This is a genomic window from Bacillus sp. N3378-2at (assembly GCF_033412715.1).
Taxonomy (GTDB): Bacteria; Bacillota; Bacilli; order Bacillales; family Bacillaceae; genus Bacillus; species Bacillus subtilis.
Genome location: NZ_CP117986.1, coordinates 2,304,970 through 2,321,168 on the forward strand (window position 1 = coordinate 2,304,970; position 16,199 = coordinate 2,321,168).

General features: G+C 46.8%; 18 protein-coding genes and 1 pseudogene. 5 read left to right on the forward strand and 14 right to left on the reverse strand.

Features of this window, described 5'->3' with window-relative positions; all coding sequences use genetic code 11:
• Position 1: 1 nt before the first annotated feature.
• The 5 genes from pxpB to PUN35_RS12565 form a co-directional block, all read right to left on the reverse strand.
• Positions 2 to 724, reverse strand: coding sequence for a 5-oxoprolinase subunit PxpB (pxpB, locus tag PUN35_RS12545; RefSeq protein ID WP_014478855.1), 723 nt, complete (start codon positions 722 to 724; stop codon positions 2 to 4).
• Positions 725 to 768: 44 nt separating this feature from the next.
• On the reverse strand, positions 769 to 1,542 hold the full coding sequence (locus PUN35_RS12550) for a putative hydro-lyase (RefSeq protein WP_010886407.1): 774 nt from the start codon (positions 1,540 to 1,542) through the stop codon (positions 769 to 771).
• Positions 1,543 to 1,565: 23 nt separating this feature from the next.
• Positions 1,566 to 2,780 carry an NRAMP family divalent metal transporter gene (locus PUN35_RS12555; protein ID WP_014478854.1) on the reverse strand — a complete coding sequence of 405 codons (1,215 nt, stop codon included), beginning with the start codon at positions 2,778 to 2,780 and terminating at the stop codon, positions 1,566 to 1,568.
• 14 nt (positions 2,781 to 2,794) lie between these two features.
• Positions 2,795 to 3,568 (reverse strand): 5-oxoprolinase subunit PpxA, encoded by a 774-nt coding sequence (pxpA, locus tag PUN35_RS12560; protein ID WP_014478853.1) that lies wholly within the window; start codon positions 3,566 to 3,568, stop codon positions 2,795 to 2,797.
• Between the two features lie 205 nt (positions 3,569 to 3,773).
• Positions 3,774 to 4,523 carry a phosphoglycolate phosphatase gene (locus PUN35_RS12565; protein ID WP_014478852.1) on the reverse strand — a complete coding sequence of 250 codons (750 nt, stop codon included), beginning with the start codon at positions 4,521 to 4,523 and terminating at the stop codon, positions 3,774 to 3,776.
• A gap of 132 nt (positions 4,524 to 4,655) precedes the next feature.
• Here PUN35_RS12565 and PUN35_RS12570 point away from each other — a divergent pair, with 132 nt between their 5' ends.
• A complete protein-coding gene (locus tag PUN35_RS12570; protein ID WP_014478851.1) occupies positions 4,656 to 4,820 on the forward strand; it encodes a hypothetical protein in 165 nt (54 codons plus the stop codon).
• Between the two features lie 32 nt (positions 4,821 to 4,852).
• Here the strand turns inward: PUN35_RS12570 and PUN35_RS12575 are convergent, their stop codons facing one another.
• Positions 4,853 to 5,245 (reverse strand): 3-hydroxyacyl-ACP dehydratase FabZ family protein, encoded by a 393-nt coding sequence (locus PUN35_RS12575; RefSeq protein ID WP_014478850.1) that lies wholly within the window; start codon positions 5,243 to 5,245, stop codon positions 4,853 to 4,855.
• A gap of 84 nt (positions 5,246 to 5,329) precedes the next feature.
• Here PUN35_RS12575 and PUN35_RS12580 point away from each other — a divergent pair.
• Positions 5,330 to 5,938 (forward strand): annotated as a pseudogene (locus PUN35_RS12580) (dienelactone hydrolase family protein).
• A gap of 68 nt (positions 5,939 to 6,006) precedes the next feature.
• Here PUN35_RS12580 and sipU read toward each other — a convergent pair.
• The 6 genes from sipU to PUN35_RS12610 form a co-directional block, all read right to left on the reverse strand.
• Complete coding sequence (sipU, locus tag PUN35_RS12585; protein ID WP_021481743.1) at positions 6,007 to 6,570, reverse strand: signal peptidase I sipU; 564 nt, start codon at positions 6,568 to 6,570, stop codon at positions 6,007 to 6,009.
• 133 nt (positions 6,571 to 6,703) lie between these two features.
• Entirely contained in the window at positions 6,704 to 7,768 is a 1,065-nt protein-coding gene (locus tag PUN35_RS12590; protein ID WP_031600163.1) for a tartrate dehydrogenase, read from the reverse strand.
• Positions 7,769 to 7,858: 90 nt separating this feature from the next.
• Positions 7,859 to 8,980: a mannitol-1-phosphate 5-dehydrogenase gene (locus PUN35_RS12595; protein WP_014478846.1), complete on the reverse strand. Its 1,122-nt coding sequence runs from the start codon at positions 8,978 to 8,980 to the stop codon at positions 7,859 to 7,861.
• Between the two features lies 1 nt (position 8,981).
• Positions 8,982 to 9,413, reverse strand: a complete 432-nt coding sequence (locus tag PUN35_RS12600) for a PTS mannitol transporter subunit IIA (RefSeq protein ID WP_003246714.1) — start codon at positions 9,411 to 9,413, stop codon at positions 8,982 to 8,984.
• A gap of 24 nt (positions 9,414 to 9,437) precedes the next feature.
• Positions 9,438 to 10,874, reverse strand: a complete 1,437-nt coding sequence (locus tag PUN35_RS12605) for a PTS mannitol transporter subunit IIBC (protein WP_010886406.1) — start codon at positions 10,872 to 10,874, stop codon at positions 9,438 to 9,440.
• 172 nt (positions 10,875 to 11,046) lie between these two features.
• Entirely contained in the window at positions 11,047 to 11,400 is a 354-nt protein-coding gene (locus PUN35_RS12610; protein WP_003246726.1) for a hypothetical protein, read from the reverse strand.
• A gap of 164 nt (positions 11,401 to 11,564) precedes the next feature.
• On the opposite strand from PUN35_RS12610, the gene ycnK reads away from it, so the two are divergent.
• Genes ycnK through PUN35_RS12625 form a run of 3 tightly spaced genes read left to right on the forward strand, consistent with a single transcriptional unit; the run spans position 11,565 to position 14,424 of the window.
• A complete protein-coding gene (gene ycnK / locus PUN35_RS12615; protein WP_014478845.1) occupies positions 11,565 to 12,137 on the forward strand; it encodes a copper uptake transcriptional regulator CutR in 573 nt (190 codons plus the stop codon).
• Positions 12,138 to 12,171: 34 nt separating this feature from the next.
• The gene (gene ycnJ / locus PUN35_RS12620) at positions 12,172 to 13,797 is read left to right on the forward strand and encodes a copper transporter YcnJ (RefSeq protein ID WP_014478844.1); all 1,626 of its coding nucleotides are present in this window, start codon (positions 12,172 to 12,174) and stop codon (positions 13,795 to 13,797) included.
• A 12-nt stretch (positions 13,798 to 13,809) separates the two neighbouring features.
• On the forward strand, positions 13,810 to 14,424 hold the full coding sequence (locus tag PUN35_RS12625) for a YcnI family copper-binding membrane protein (protein WP_014478843.1): 615 nt from the start codon (positions 13,810 to 13,812) through the stop codon (positions 14,422 to 14,424).
• Positions 14,425 to 14,467: 43 nt separating this feature from the next.
• Here the strand turns inward: PUN35_RS12625 and gdh are convergent, their stop codons facing one another.
• Entirely contained in the window at positions 14,468 to 15,253 is a 786-nt protein-coding gene (gdh, locus tag PUN35_RS12630; RefSeq protein ID WP_014478842.1) for a glucose 1-dehydrogenase, read from the reverse strand.
• Positions 15,254 to 15,272: 19 nt separating this feature from the next.
• Complete coding sequence (gene glcU / locus PUN35_RS12635; RefSeq protein ID WP_003234455.1) at positions 15,273 to 16,136, reverse strand: glucose uptake protein GlcU; 864 nt, start codon at positions 16,134 to 16,136, stop codon at positions 15,273 to 15,275.
• Positions 16,137 to 16,199 lie beyond the last annotated feature (63 nt).

Sequence of the window (16,199 nt, forward strand, 5' to 3'; positions counted from 1 at the left end):
CTCAATTGGACTCCTCCTTATAGGCGTGATAGTCTTTTTCTGAGATGCGAACGAATTTCACAGTATCTCCCGCCCGCAGCAATGTCGGCGGGTTTTCCTGCGGCCGGAAAAGAGCCAGCGGCGTTTTGCCGATCAGCTGCCAGCCGCCCGGCGTTGAAATCGGGTAAACGCCTGTCTGCAATCCCGCAATACCGACCGAACCTGCGGGAATCGACGGTCTTGGCGATGATTTTCTCGGAGCTGCAATGCGTTTTGACATCCCGCCTAGAAAAGGAAAACCGGGCGCGAAGCCAAGCATATACACCACATATTCACCGTTTGTATGAATGTCGATTACTTCCTCCGGTGACAGCTGATTGATCTTCGCCACCTCTTCTAAATCCGGACCAAATTCACCGCCATAGCAGACAGGAATTTCTACAATACGGCGGTTGACCTCATAGTCTTCGGCTATTTCTGCCAGGCGCTCTTCGACATCGCACTTGACCTTCTCAAAAGGTGAGCTTATGCCTTGAGGCAAATGCTTGTACACTTCATACATATCATAAAATACAGTTAGACTTGTAAAAGCCGGGATACATTCAATGAATCCCGGAAATGGCTGTTCTTCTATATAAGCGGCCGCGGCGTGGACAATGCCGTTGACCTGTTCATTGATTTCTTCTCCGAATCGGATCATCATTGCAGAATCACCGAGCTGTTCGATTTGATATCGTACAGTCATCTTTCTCACCTCTTTTAATTCTCGTTCATCAGGATGACGAGAGGTTACAGCACCGCAAGCGACTCGTCTCGAATATCTGTGATGAGCATATGCCCCGGCGCATGTGTGATGACCATTTCAGGCTTTACATTCATAGCCACGGCTTGCGGGGTCACCCCGCATGCCCAAAAAACAGGAACCTCGCCGTCACGAATGGAAACGGCATCTCCGAAATCCGGTTTCCCGAGATCGCGAATCCCGATTGCTCCCGGATTGCCGATATGGATCGGCCCTCCGTGCACAGCCGGAAAACGCGAGGTCACTTGTGCGGCACGTACAGCCAGCCGTTCAGGAACCGGCCTCATGCTGACAACCATCTGTCCGTGAAACGCCCCCGCCGGCACACAATCGATATTCGTTTTATACATTGAGACGTTTGTCCCCTCATCAATATGCCGGACAGCTATCCCATTATTGATCAGTGCCTGTTCAAAGGAGAAACTGCATCCGATCAGAAAGCCGACAAAATCGTCCTCCCAGTATGGCGTAATATCAGATACTTCTTCCGTTAGGATACCGTGCCTGTAAATACGGTATTTCGGAAAGTCCGTTCTGATATCAGCATCAGGCGCAGCCAGAGACGGCACAGGCGAACCTGCTTCAGTCACATCCAGCACGGGGCAGGGCTTTTGATTTCGCTGGCAAAACAGCAGAAAATCAAACGCAAGGTCCTTTTTCAAAACCACAAGATTCGCTTGGGCGTAGCCGCCGGACATGCCTGCGGTCGGCCCGTTTATTTTCCCCTCTCGTATCAGGGCGCGTACATCCTTTGGCGCCATTTTGTTTAATTGCTCCACTTATATCAGCTCCACAATTGAGGAAGTTGTGTAATTAACGTGTAGATTCCCATAACTGCCATTACAATCACTACAAGCGCGCCTGTGCTTGTCAGCCAAAGCGGATGCTTATAATCACCGACAATGTTTTTCTTGTAGGCGGCAACAAGCAGCGTTCCGAGCGCAATCGGCAGAATTAAGCCGTTCAGTGAACCGACAAGGACGAGGATCTTCGCAGGCTGGCCGATTGTGACAAAAGCTAACGTAGAAACCACAATAAATCCGATAATAATACCGCGTGAATTCTTTTCAATTTTTGGAGAAAAGGTCTTGAAAAATGAAACAGATGTATAGGCTGCTCCAATAACAGACGTAATCGCCGCAGACCACATGATCAATCCGAAAATTTTATAACCGACATTTCCAGCAGCCAGCTTGAAGACAGAAGCCGCCGGGTTGCTTTCATCGATGTGCAGGCCTTTCGATACAACGCCTAGAACCGCAAGAAAAAGAGCGATACGCATGACAGATGTAATTAAAATGCCGACAACCGAGCTTTTTGTCACCTGCGGAATGGATTCCTTCCCTTTAATTCCGGCATCAAGCAAACGGTGTCCTCCGGCAAATGTGATATAACCGCCGACGGTTCCGCCCACTAGGGTGACAATGGCAAATATGCTGATGTGTTCCGGGACGAATGTATTTGCGACTGCCTGTCCGACCGGAGGAGCTGTCGTCGCCGCAACGTAGACCGTTAAAATAATCATCACGAACCCCGCGATTTGCGTAAAACGGTCCATCGCTTTTCCTGCTTCCTTGATGACAAAAATCAAAATGGCGATAACGGCACTGATTAAAGCGCCTGTTTCAGGTGTAATGCCGAACAGCACCTGAAGTCCCAGCCCGGCCCCTCCGATATTCCCAATATTAAAAGCTAGTCCGCCAAGCACGACGAGAATGGCGATGAAATATCCCAGTCCGGGAAGCACCATATTCGCAATTTCCTGACCTCGTTTTCCAGAAACTGCGATGATGCGCCACACATTGGTTTGGGCGAAAATATCTAAAATAATAGAGATTAAGATGACAAAACCGAAGCTTGCTGCGAGTGTGTTTGTGAATGTTGCGGTTTGGGTGAGGAAACCCGGTCCGATTGCTGATGTCGCCATTAAAAAGGCGGCGCCCATCAGCAATGACCAGCTTCCCGCTTTTTTTCCTGCTGTCTTTTTCTGCTGCTCCATCTATTGTTCCTCCTTTATGTTGACCTCTGTTCTGAAATAGCTGTCACTTCAATTCCAGCCGCTTTGAGCTGTTTTCTGATTTTTTGCGCAAATGTCAGCGCATGGGCTCCATCTCCATGAATGCAGACTGTATCTGCTTTTAATGACACATCATGTCCTTGCTGAGATTTGACCGCCCCTTCTTTCACCATTTTGATGACCTGGGTGACGGCGGCATCATCACTTTCAATGAGTGCGTCCGGCTGGGAGCGCGGTGTCAGCGTGCCGTCCGATTGGTATGTTCTGTCGGCGAACACTTCATTTGCGGTCTGAAGTCCGATCCGTTCTCCCGCTTTTACAAGCTCACTCTCAGCAAGACCGAAAAGAATCAGGCCTGGATCAATCTTATAGACAGCTTTCGCGATAGCATCCGACAGTTTTTGATCGACTGCCGCCATATTGTATAAAGCGCCATGCGGCTTGACGTGCTGCATGTGAAGTCCCTCTGCTTTTAGAAAGCCAGAGAGCGCGCCAATTTGATAAACGACAAGATCATACGCTTCCTCAGGAGAAATCGCCATATTGCGGCGCCCAAAACCGAGTAAATCCGGCAAGCCCGGATGCGCACCGATTTTTACGCCTTTTTCCGCTGCAAGCGCGACGGTTTTTCGCATAACACTAGGATCTCCTGCATGAAATCCGCATGCGATATTCGCTGATGTCACATACTCTAAAATATCTTGGTCAAGACCTATCTTGTAGGATCCGAAGCTTTCTCCTAAATCACAGTTTAAATCAATCTGAAACACAGAATCCCTCCTGCCAAAGCAAACGATATGCTTTATGTCATTTATTGTCCCGAAATTCGGAACGACTATTCCGAATTTTTGAACTTTATTTCATTATAAGTGAATCATATCAGTTTGTGAAATACTTTTGTCAGAAAACCTACCATGGTCCCAGAAGAAAACCTGCCAAACTAAAAAAGAGAGTCCATCTTAGGACTCTCTTTTTTTATAGTACCCAATGGCGAATCGCTTTAGCGACACCATCCTCAATATTTGTATCCGTGATATAATCAGCCGTTTCTTTTACGATGTCTTGCGCATTGCCCATTGCGACGCCAAGACCCGCTTCTTTGATCATCGCAATGTCATTAAGGCTGTCGCCCATCGCCATCACATTCTCCATTGTAATGCCGAGTTTTTCCGTAACCTTGGCAAGGGCTGCAGCTTTGTTGATGCCAAGCGCGTTGACTTCAATGTTTGTCGGACTTGAATTTGTGATTTCGAGCTCTTTGTTTTTTCTCAGCTCCTGAAGCACTTCGTTTCGGATATCGTCATCCTCAATGTCAAAGCCGAATTTGAGCCATTCATGATCCGTAATGTTTTCCGGAAACTCGCCTCTCCATACTTTATTCACCGTAGAAGCCCAGAAATTAGTGTTGTGCTTATTCCGCAAATCCCACATCATTTGAATATGGTCCGTATGAAGCAGCTTCCGTTCCACCAAATTAAAATTCGAATCCCAAATTTCACTGCCGTTTGCCGTGATTAGAAAGGATGACAGCTTTAGCGATTCCGCCAGCTCCCGGCACGTCATCAGCGTCCGGCCCGTGCTGATCACCACATACACACCTTTATCCTCCGCTTCACGAATGGCTTTGCGGTTTTCATCCGAGATCAGCTGCTCGTCGTTCAGCAGTGTACCATCCATATCAATTGCGATCAGCTTGATATCTACATCTTCTCTTTGAACAGACATATATGTACCTCTCTTTATCTTTTTGTTGTGCTTCTCTCTATTCTAATACATTATACCCAGCGGGACAAAAAAGCGATTTCCTATGTTTGAGGAGAATGGATAAGAGGAAAACAAACGGTGAGGTGATCAAACATGACAGAAAAAAAACAGCAAAACAAACCAAATGAAAACCCCCAGCACAACGACTTAACCGATCCGATTCCTAATGAAGAGCTGAAGGAAAATATGAATGATGAAAAACACAAACGCCAGCAAAGAGATAACTCTCAAAGCGAACGGGATTACGACACAAAATAGAACCCCTCACAAAATGTTGTGAAGGGTTTTTTTCATTTTTCAATATAGATGCCGATTTCAGCTTCAGCAACAGGCTGCTCTCCAACTGATGCCTTGGCATGTCCGAACACAAACCCGCGCCGATTGCGCGTGACTTCAAACGTAAGATCAAGCCGGTCACCAGGCACAGCTTCTCCCAGCTTTTCCGCTTTCTTCACCGAAGACAATAATCCCAAGCTGTTCTCATCTGTAATTCCTGTAAAAGCCGCGGTTTGCGCAAGCGCTTCAATCACAAGTGAAAACGGCATTTCTGTTTGCGTATCAGTAATAAACCAATCGTTCTCACTAATCAGCTTATAAGCTGCCGCATGTTTGCCGGGCTCGCTATCCGTCACGCCATCAATAAACATAAATGGATAGCGGTGAGGCAAAGGTAATGAGTTCATTTTATATCTCCTTTTTTGACCATTATATCTCAGCCTAAAGTGAAACGATAGGATATAATGGGAAAAACACAAAAGGAGGCCGTTATGTCCCCAAAACCGCTTGTCATTCTCGTACACGAAATATACGGTGTAAACAGCCATATGAAAAAGATGGGCCGGCTGATCAAAATGGCTGGATATGATGTGTTGACGCCCAACCTGCTCGGCGAGGATGAAGTCTACACACTGTAAGAAGAAAAAACGGCATACGAACAATTTACAAAACACGAACGGCTGAAAACGGGAGAAACCATCATCCAGAATGTGATCAGACAAAACGCCGGACGGCACATCTTTGTGATTGGATTCAGCGTGGGGGCTACTATCGCATGGAAATGCAGCAGTATGCCTGAGGTGAGCGGATCGGTTTGTTATTACGGTTCCCGGATACGCGACTCTCTTCATCACGTGCCAGCCTGCCCGGTCCTATTGTTTTTCCCTAATTATGAGCCGTCGTTTGACGTAGCGCTTCTTATCAAAAAACTGCGGGAAAAACAGCATACCCATCTTGAGATTTATCAATTCGATGCGCTTCACGGCTTCGCCAATCCTGATTCTGTTTATTTCAACAGGGCCCTTTTCTTCAAAACGCTCTCTATCATAAAAAACGGGGCGGAAAAACGGCTCCGCCCTGTTTCATCAGAAATTTTTTAATCGCTTACAGCGCTTTATTATCGCGTGTTTTGGTTCCGTACGTTCCATGTTCTTTGTTGCACTGAGTTTTATTTTGCCTGTCTCATCTCACCGAATGGATAAAAGACGAGAGATTCAGTACCGATGATATCGTCCTCAGAAGGCATGCCCATTCCGTTTCTGCTATCCAGTGAATTGAGACGGTTATCTCCCATCACAAAATATTTACCGGTAGGAACCTCAACCTCGAAGTCACCCGTTAAGGTTACACCCGACTCTTTGACCTCCTGTTTATATTCCTTTAAGTATGGTTCTTCCACCTTTTTATCATTTATGTATAGCTGATCATTTTTCATTTTAATGCTGTCACCAGGCAAACCGATTAAACGTTTGACAAATGAGCGGCCGCTCTTTTTGTCATGAATGACTATGATGTCGCCTCTGTGAAACCCGCCAGTCCATTTGACTGCTTTATCAACCAGTATTCTTTCTGAGTCTTTAAGCGTTGGGGCCATTGATGATCCTTCAATAAGAAAAGGCTTGTAAAACACCAATCTGATCGTAAAAATGAGAGCTGCGATCATAATGATACTGAGTATAACGATCGTTGTGATTTTTCTTTTTTTCTTTAACGTGATTGTTTTTGCATTCAACTTCCTTCACCCGATGCTTTCCTAAGAATTCCAAATTATTATACAGCATTTGGATCTGCTTGGTTAGACTTTCGTGGAAATTTTCGTAAGGAAATGGACAGGCCCGGGCAGCCATCTGCCCCGGCCTGATTCATCAGAGCTTTCTTAAGCGCGAACAGATTTCATCAGTGACCTCAGCCGTTGTGCTTTGTCCCCCAATGTCGCGTGTTTTGATGCCGTCGGCAGTCACTTGCTCCATTACATCCAGAATTTTCGCCCCCAGCTCTTCCTCTCCGAAGTGGTCGAGCATCAGCTTCGCTGTCCAAATCTGGCCAATCGGATTGGCAAGGCCCTGTCCGGCAATGTCAGGAGCTGAGCCGTGAACCGGTTCAAACATGGACGGATATTTGCCGGATGGATTGATGTTCGCAGAAGGCGCAATGCCGATGCTTCCCATCAGGCTTGAGCTGATGTCGGTTAAAATATCACCGAACAAGTTGCTCGCCACAATGACATCAAACGTTTCCGGACGCGTCACAAAAAAAGCGGCCAGCGCATCAATATGCTGAGATGATGTTTCGATTCCGCTATAATCAGCGGCTGTCTGCTGAAAGACTTCATCCCAAAACGGCATCGCATGATAAATGCCGTTAGACTTTGTGGCGCTTGTCACATGGCTGCGCCGTTTTTTCGCCAATTCGAAGGCAAAGCGCATGACACGTTCTGTCGCTTTTCTCGTAAACACGGCATTCTGGATGGCGATTTCATCATCGCCTCTGTGAATGCGCCCGCCGACTTCACTGTATTCACCTTCACTGTTCTCGCGAATCACCACGAAGTCAAAATCATTTGGATGCAGAAGCGGCGACGTAATGCCTGCCATTTGTTTGGCGGGTCTCATATTAATGGAAAGCTCAAGCTCCCTCCGGATTTTCAGCAGCAGTCCCCATAACGATATATGATCGGGAACCAGCTTCGGATTTCCGACGGCTCCCAAAAAAACCGCTTCAAATTGAGTAAGCGTATGTATTCCATCTTCGGGCATCATTTTGCCGTGCTCCAAGTAATAATCACAGCTCCATGGAAAAGCCGTGAATGAGAATGACAAACCTCCGTGTACCTCAGCGGCTGTATGAAGCACTTTCTCAGCAGCCGCTACAACCTCTTTTCCTACACCGTATCCCGGTATTGCCGCAATCTCGAATTGTTTCATTGTCATTCTCCTTCCCCTGTTTTCGTAAGCGCTTTCTATTATACTAGATTGCGAGATAGTAAAAAAAGCCCGTGACATTGTGTCACGGGTGATCGGTTATTGATTAAGTTTCTTTAAAATGATGGCGTGCAACGGTTCATGGGACTGAATGCCGCACTCCTCTTGAAGTACGCCGCTGTATCCTTTTTCTTCGATCAGCGCTTGCAGTTCAACCGCTTCAGGGTCACCGGTGAAATCGAAGCGCAGTGCTGCGGCAATTCCTTCCGCCAGTGCATTCGGTTCTTTTATTTTCTTTGCCGGGCCTACAAGCCTATCATTTTCTCCCAGTTTTCTGAGAGGTGACCTCGCTACGCGGGTCACATCGTCCGAAATGAAAGGATTTTCAAAGCGACCGATGATTTTTTTGATATATTGTTCGTGTTCAGTTTGCTTAAAGCCATACGATTTGACGAGATAGTCACCAGTTTCAAGCAGCGCCGAATGAACGACACGGCGGATTTCCGGATGATCGATTGCTTCTTTGACCGTCTTGAGTCCGCGCTGATAGCCGACATACGCTGTCACCGCGTGTCCGGTATTGACCGTAAACAGCTTCCGTTCGATGTACGGCGTTAAATCATCAACAAACAGTGCGCCGTTTATGACTGGTGTTTTCCCTTTAAAGCCTGATTCATCAATGACCCATTCGAAAAATGGTTCAACCGATACTTTCAGCGGGTCTTCATGATGCTGAATCGGGACGATCCGGTCAACGGCAGAATTCGGAAAACCTACCGTTTCACTGACGGATTTCTGCTCTGCTTCCGTTAAATGGCTGTATATCTCTTTCTTTAAGAAGCTGCTTCCGCCAATCATATTTTCGCAGGCAATGATATTCAGTGTGTTTGCAGTATTTCTTCGTCTTAAACCTTCTGCGATAGACGGGGCAATCAGCTTCAGCACATTCGGGCCGACAGCTGTTGTGATGAGCGCCGCCTCATTCATCAGCCGGTACAGCTCCTCGGTCTGACTGCCGCTGTTAATAGCGCTCACCGGGCCAATGATCTCCGATGAACGTCCCTCTTCCGCCAGTTCCACTGTGTATTCTTTTTTTTCATTGAGGAGGCTGACCATCGTTTCGTTCACATCCGCAAACACCACATCATAGCCGGAGTGGTGAAGCAGCGCGCCGATAAATCCTCTCCCGATATTTCCCGCACCGAAATGTAAGGCGATCATGTCAGTTCACCTCGTTGAAAATGGCGATCAAATCTTCTTCGCTTTTAGCGGAGATCAGGCGTTCAATGTTTTCTTCTTCTGAACAGATAATGGCGATGTTAGACAAAATGTCTAAATGCTCATTATTTTTACCCGCAATGCCGAATACCACTTTTGCCGTGTTGCCTTCTCCGTACTCAACGCCCTCTGGAATCTGTATGATTGAAATTCCTGAGTGAAGCACCTCGCTTTTCGCTTCTTCTGTGCCGTGTGGAATGGCAATGAAATTCCCCATAAACGTAGAAGACGTTTCTTCACGTTCAAACATTTTGCTAATGTAATCCTCTGTCACGTAGCCGTTGTCAATCAGCGTCTGGCCTGCCAATTTGATAGCCTCTTCTTTTGATGATACCGTTTGATTGAGTTTAATGTTTTCCTTTGCGAGTACTTGCATGACAATCACTCTCTTTCTATAAGATTACTTTTTCAGCTTTTCAATCAGCTCGTCGTATTTCGGGCTGTTTAAGAAGTTATCCACTGATATGTGCGTCGCGTTCGGCAGCTTTGCTTTCGCGCGGTCTGTTAAATCTTTGTGGGTGATGACAATATCCGCATCGCTTGGCAGATTGTTAATGGCCGTGTTGGTCACACTGATGTCAAGCTCCGCTTTTTTCACTTTGTTTCTTAAGATGGATGCCCCCATGGCACTTGATCCCATTCCCGCATCACACGCAAAGATAATTTTGTTCACGCTTTCAGGAGACAGCTCAGACGCTTCTTCTGCTTTGGCTTGTTCCGCCTCTAAAGCAGCTGCTGCTTGGCTTTTCTTCCCCTTCATGGACTGCATTTTTTCTGTTGCGGCAGCCAGGTCTTCTTCACTAGCTTTAGAGGATTTCAGGATCACTGCTGAAACGATGAACGATACAGCTGCAGCGACCAATACACCCGCCAATACGCCGAAATAGCCTCCTCTTGGCGTCATTGCCATCAATGCGATAATGCTTCCCGGTGACGCTGCCGCGACAAGTCCGGCATTAAAGATCGTAAACGTTAAGAGTCCGCTTGCTCCGCCGGCAATGGCTGCAAGAATCAGGGCCGGTTTCATCAGAATGTACGGGAAGTAAATCTCGTGAATCCCGCCGAAGAAATGGATGATCGCCGCACCGGGAGCCGTTGATTTTGAAGATCCTTTGCCAAAGAACATGTACGCCAGCAAAATGCCGAGCCCCGGTCCAGGGTTTGCTTCTACTAAAAACAGAATTGATTTTCCTGTTTGGGATGCTTGCTCGATTCCGATCGGGCTTAAGATTCCGTGGTTTATGGCGTTGTTAAGGAACAACACTTTCGCCGGCTCTACAAAAACACTGGCTACCGGCAGTAAATTAGCGTGTACAATGACTTCCACACCAGCCGCCAGCAATTTATTTAGCGTCAGGACAACCGGGCCGATAGCGTAAAACGCGAGAATCGTTAAAGCCGCGCCGACAATCCCTGCCGTAAAGTTGTTGATCAGCATTTCAAAGCCTTGCTTGACTTTATCCTTGAATAATTTATCAGTCTGTTTAATGAGGTATCCGCCAAGCGGACCCATAATCATTGCGCCTAAAAACATTGGAATATCCGATCCGACAATCACCCCAATTGCCGCTGTCGCTCCGACAACTCCGCCGCGGTGGTCGTAGATCATTTTTCCGCCTGTATACGCTATCAAAAGCGGCAATAAATACGTAATCATCGGGCTGACCAGCGTGTTCAGCTGTTCATTCGGAAACCATCCTGCCGGAATAAACAGCGCGGTAATGATACCCCACGCGATAAACGCGCCGATATTCGGCATGATCATTCCGCTCAAATAACTCCCAAAGCGCTGCACTTTCACTTTCATGCCGCCTTGCTGCTGTTCTTGCTGCTGCATATATAAACCCTCCCTGTTTTGTTTGTCGCTGTAAGATACAAAAATATGTTCAGAGAATGATGCTTCCCTTTGACTCTATGTTAAAACGCTTACAGTCCCTATACAATTGAAAGTAAAGAGGACTTTGGCACATGACTGTGACAATTTTTTAAAAATAAAAAGGCTCCTGGTTTCAGGAGCCTTTTCTCTTTCCTCTATAAATGATGTTGCCATTTTGAATCACGTACTTTGCAATCATCCGCTCACTCACAATAAAAACGGGATACGCGCACACAAGCGCAAATACAGCCATCGGCACGTGCTGTACAGCTGGCAGCACTGAGCCTGCCGCATTGCGGAGGAGCATCAAAAGATAAATAAGCAGCACGATGGCCGCTAATGATACCAGCATAATCGGAGCTGAAACTTTATATTCATAAAGCCGTTCCCGGCAGTGGCCGCAGCGAAATTGACAAGGCACATTTGATGATCTGACCATATCGCCTGTCAAAGGTTTGCCGCAGTTCGGGCATGGTGTTTCTTTCATAGGGTATTCCTCACTTTCTATTCCATCTGTCTATTATACCAGAGTCCCTTCTGTTTCGTTTTGTTGCTGTTCAACACATTTTCACATTTTTTATCATCCACTTACTTGTCTCCGTCTCTAAAATCCTCTACGCTTAAATAGATCTTAATGAAGAGGGTGTATGAATGCTTCCGATTAATAGACAGCAACACATACTGAAGTGGCTGAAAGAAGAAGGCTCGCTTAGAATTTCTGACATCAGCGCAAGGTTCGGCGTTTCGGAAATGACGGTATATAGAGATGTCAATCAGCTGGTTCAGTCAAATCAGGTCATAAAAACCGCCGGCGGCATCACGCTCCCCGTCCGAACACCTCAAACAGATCATATGTGCAGCTATTGCTTGAAGCCAGTCAATCAAGCTCATTCGGTTCAGCTGATTACGGTAAACCAAGACATTGAACAGCTATGCTGCGCACATTGCGCGTTTTTGCGTTACGCGGATAAAACGGAAGAGGTTTCACACTTGATTTGCAGAGATTTTCTGTTACAGACAACCGTCAGTGCCGGTTCGGCTTATTTCGTCGTAAATGCTGAATTGAACCTGCACTGCTGCCAGCCGCAGGCCATTCCGTTTGCGACGCTCGATCATGCCGAACGATTTCAAAAAGGATTCGGCGGCGCCGTCCGCACTTTCGACCAAGCGCTGGAAGACATGCTCAAAGACAGAAAGAAACGCTGCACCTGCACCAAGAAATAACACAACACATACAGCGGAAGGTGGTGTCTGAGTGATGAAGCGAAACAGATGGTGGATCATTCTTCTGCTTTTTCTTGTTTTCCTGCCGAAAACAAGCTTTGCTCACGCCTATATTGTCAAATCTTCACCTGGGGAAAACAGCGAATTAAAAAGCGCCCCTGCGCAGGTGGAAATCGAATTTAATGAACCGGTTGAAGAAGGGTTTCATTACATTAAAGTCTTTAATTCAAACGGCGACCGTGTGGATACGGACAAGACTGAAATCAAAAAAGATAATCATCACATCATGACAGTGAAGCTGAAGAAGAATCTGCCTCATGATGTGTACAGAGCGGAATGGAATGCCGTATCCGCGGACGGGCATCCTGTTTCTGGCGTCATTCCGTTTAGTATTGGGAAAGCGGATGGCGGATTCAGCAGCCAAAAAGCAGCCGACTCAGCTCTGAATCCGGGAACAGCAGCAGATCGCGCGATTCTGTATACAGCCTTATCTCTGTTTATCGGAACGGTTTTCTTCCATCTTTTCTGGTATAAAGGGAAATCAGAACAGTTCGTCAAACGGACGAGACGTATCCTGACCGGCTCGATCGCAGCATTGGGGCTGGCGCTTTTGCTTCAGCTTCCGATTCAGACAAAAGCGAACGCAGGCGACGGCTGGGGCAGCGCATTCCAGCCGGGCTACATCAGAGAAACACTGTTTGAGACAGCAGGCGGCTCCATTTGGATCATACAGGCCGCTCTGTTCGTGCTCCTCGCACTGTCTGTCATTCCTGCGATACGGAAAAACCGCTTTTCATCCTTTGGCTATTGGATAGCGCCGCTCATTTTCTTTTTCGGTCTCCTGCTTGCCAAGGCGTTTACCGGGCATGCCGCTGTCGTTGAAGAAAAAACGGTCGGCATTTTGATGGATTTCCTTCATTTAACTTCCGCTTCCATCTGGGTTGGCGGAATAGCGGCACTCGTTTTGCTGCTCTCAAAAGAATGGAGGCAGCCTGACAAAACGCTCGCGTGGGAGACGGTCAGACGGTTCTCCCCATGGGCGCTCACTGCAGTCGGCGTCATTTTGTTTTCAGGCTTGCTCAATGGATTTTTCATCATTCGTTCAATGGATTCACTGTTCCATACAGCGTATGGCCAAGCTCTTTTAGTGAAAAGCGGGCTGTTTGTTTTCATGCTGGTCTTAGGCGCGATTCATTTTCTGCTTACCAGAAAGCAGCGCCGCACAGGAATCAGCCGAACGTTGAAAGCGGAGTGGGCAATCGGCATCGCTGTATTGATCACAGCGGCCGTGTTTACAAGCCTGCCAAGCCCGCCTGAGCCAGCGCCGGAACCGTTCTACCAAACCAAAGCGATTGAGAACGGACAAAGCGTTTCTCTCAGCATCAGCCCAAACCAGCCCGGAAAAAATGTTTTTGAGCTGCGTGTCACCGACCATAACGGAGATCCCGTGAAAAACATCCAGCAAATCACGTTAACCGTTTATAAAACAGGTCTGTCAGGCAGCGAAAACAAAAGCACCTTTACATTAAAAGAAAAAACAAAAGGCGTCTTCCAGGATCAAAACCTGTCGATTAATGAAAAAGGAAACTGGAAGATCAAAGTCCACGGCCTGACCGGCGACTTTAACGAAATCAATATCATGTTTACAAAGACCAATTAAGGAGTGTTTACGTTGTTGAAAAAAATCGCATTGACACTATGTCCGGCTATTGTCGGCTCCCTCTTATTCTTTACGGCCCCTGCCAGCGCGCATGTTTCTGTAAAACCGGCTGAGTCTGCTGCAGGCTCTTGGGAAACGTATACAATAAAGGTTCCTTCAGAGAAAAATCTGCCGACAACGAAGGTTGTCCTCAAAATGCCGAAGGATGTTGAATTCCAGCAATATGAGCCAATTCCGGGCTGGAAGGTTTCCACTCAAAAACATGATGACAAATCAGTGTCCGTGACATGGGAGGCGACTGACGGAGGCATTCAGGAAGGACAGTTCCAGCAGTTTACCTTTGTTGCCAAAAACCCTGACAAAGCGGAGGAAGCTGCTTGGGACGCATACCAATATTACAAAGACGGCAGCATTGTTGAGTGGACAGGTGACGAGGATGCCGATACACCTCATTCCATTACAAACATCACGTCTGCAAAACAAGTGACAGATGAGCACGGGGCCACGAAAACAGAAGACGATTCCGAAAACTCAGGTTCTTCAGCTCTAAACATTACAGCGATTGTGCTGTCTGCAGCTGCCATTATTTTATCTGTAGCAGCACTTGTTAAGAAAAAGCGTGCGTAATAAAAAAGCGATCCAGATGTCATGTCTGGGTCGCTTTTTATGTTTAACCGCGGCCTGCCTGGAAAGAAGGATATTTCGTCATTCCGCCGTCCGCAAACAATGTGATGCCTGTAACATAGCTGGATTCCTTCGAAGCAAGCCACACTGCCACTGCGGCGATCTCCTCCGGTTCGCCGATATACCCCATCGGAATCATGCTTTCTACATCTGCTTTCTGTTTAGGGTCAGCAAATTTTTCAGCATTGATTGGCGTATTGATCGCACCTGGCCCGATATTGTTCACGCGAATGCCCTTCGGCGCGTATTCCAACGCCAATGTTTCTGTCATCAGCTTTATCCCGCCTTTACTTGCCGCGTAGTGAACAAATAACGGCCAAGGAATCACTTCGTGCACACTGGACATGTTGATGACATTTCCCTTGATATCGTTTTCTACGAAATATTTAATCGCTTCACGGCTTCCTAAAAAGGCACCTGTTAAGTTTGTGCCGATGACTTTATCCCAATCCTTAAGCGGCATTTCGTGAGATGGCACAGGATTTTCAAGACCGGCATTATTAATCATAATATCGAGTGTGCCGAACTCTTTAATTGCCGTTTGCACGATATTTTTTACATCTTCCTCTTTCGTGACATCTCCTTGGACGACAACAGCTTCACCGCCCGCCTTGATGACCTCTTCTTTTACCTCGTTCGGATCTTGTTTATTACTATAATAGTTGATAACCACTTTTGCCTGCTCCTTGCCGAAGCGAATGGCCATTGCCTTTCCGAGCCCTGAAGCAGCTCCTGTAATAGCGACGACTTTTCCTTTTAAGTCCGGATACATATACATCTTCCTCCATTTGTTATGAATTTGTTTTGGCGATTCCTAAGAATACGGCGGCAGCAATAATCAGGATAATCCCGATCGCAATTGCTATTAGCTGACGTTTCGTTTTCTTTTCACGCAGGATGAAAATACCGCCGAGCGTAGAAATGACAATTCCCATTTGTGAAAGGGAAAAGCTCGTTGCAACGCCGACTCGCGGCTGAGAAATAAACAAAAACATATTTCCGCCTGCCCAGATTAACCCTGGGAGAATATTTCTGATCGCATACTTGTTAAAGGGTTTGTGTCTATAGGTTAAAACTAACCCCCCGACCACCATGCCAATTGCCTGTGGCAGCAGCGCGGACCAGCCGGACACATTGAATAATCTAGCCACGACTACATAAACCAAATAACCAAGAGTCGAAACAAGGAGAATCAAAATGCCCTTTTTCAAATTGCTTGGCTCGCCCTCTTTTTTATCATTCTTATCTTCCAAGGACGTGAGAATGATTCCCACAATGATAAAGATCAAAGCGAGAACGCCAAGCGTAATCGCAATCGGTGTTGACCATTCGCGGAACACGATCACACCGAACAATGAGGTGGAAACGAGCTGCATTCCTGTGGAAATCGGCATTGTTTTCGACACGCCCATCAATTGAATGCTTTTCAGCTGGTTGGCCTGTCCAAGTGACCAAAATAAGCCGGATACGATTCCAACAATAAAAATGCGAAGTGACAGAACGGGCTGAACAAAAAAGTAAATAACGATAGAAACAATGAGTGCCCCGATCGTCGTTCCCAGTGTCTGGCTGTACGGCCCGCCGCCTAATTTCACATTGAAGAGAACAATGCTCCCCCAAAACAAAGCCGGGAGAAGAGCCAATAATAAATCCATTGTTGGGGAACCTTCTTTCAAAATGTATTTGCTGTTATTTTGGCTGGAATTGTTGTGATTATT